This is a genomic window from Bartonella sp. AA81SXKL (assembly GCF_042196945.1).
Classification (GTDB): domain Bacteria; phylum Pseudomonadota; class Alphaproteobacteria; order Rhizobiales; family Rhizobiaceae; genus Bartonella.
Genome location: NZ_JBHIRH010000149.1, coordinates 1 through 881 on the forward strand (window position 1 = coordinate 1; position 881 = coordinate 881).

The 881-nt window shown below is 36.8% G+C and carries 1 protein-coding gene and 2 pseudogenes; all 3 read left to right on the forward strand.

What is annotated here, in order from left to right; genetic code table 11:
- A pseudogene (locus tag ACFINZ_RS10200) lies at nucleotides 1–159 on the forward strand (ABC transporter); the annotation flags it as partial.
- 76 nt (nucleotides 160–235) lie between these two features.
- Complete coding sequence (locus tag ACFINZ_RS10205; protein ID WP_011180769.1) at nucleotides 236–526, forward strand: succinate dehydrogenase assembly factor 2; 291 nt, start codon at nucleotides 236–238, stop codon at nucleotides 524–526.
- 4 nt (nucleotides 527–530) lie between these two features.
- A pseudogene (locus ACFINZ_RS10210) lies at nucleotides 531–881 on the forward strand (transcription-repair coupling factor); the annotation flags it as partial.

Consider the following 881-nt stretch of genomic DNA (forward strand, 5'->3'; position numbering starts at 1 on the left):
CTTGATCCTGTAACTTCCGCGTATGTCTTTCAAGCTTTATCTGCGCTTGTTCGTCAAGCTGGTCTTTCTGCTCTTATTGCAACACATAATTACGCTTTGGCTAAACAAATGCATCGTCGTATCACACTTAAGGAACAAAAGATTGTTGAACTTCCCTAGAGCTAAGGTAAAAAATTTATTCTACAAATTGCGTATTCTATTCATACTAATTTTTACTTCATTCAAGGAGACTTTTATGACAATTGTTGTCGTTGACGAAAATCAATTGGACTTACGTCGTCGCCGATTGATTTTTCGTGCATGGCATCGCGGTATTCGTGAAATGGATCTTATTTTGGGGCGATATGTGGATGCTCATATCAGTGGAATGAGTGTTAAAAAGATTTCTGAACTTGAGTATATTATGTCTTTTGATGATCGTGATTTACTGACGTGGATTACGGGAGAAATTTCGCCACCATCTGAAGTTGATGGTCCGCTTTTTCGTGACATTATAAATTACCATGTTTGCATAAATTTAAATTGATCCCATGCCTATATTTAAAAAAATTATTATCCCTCAGAATATTTCTGCTCACATGGTTTTTGATGGAATTACTGATGGATTTGAAGCCTTTGCTCTTGCTCAATTGAGTTTAAAAATTGCACAAAACAAACCACTTGTTTATGTTGTTCGTGATGGAACAAAACTTACGCACTTACAGCAGGTTCTAAATTTTATTGAGCCAAATTTGCCTGTTTTTCAATTTCCTGCATGGGATTGTTTACCCTATGATCGTGTATCTCCTGGAATTGCTGTTATGGCACGTCGCCTTTCAACTTTGGCACATATAGCCAATTTACGTCACAATCCACGTGCTGCAATTATATTAACAACAGCA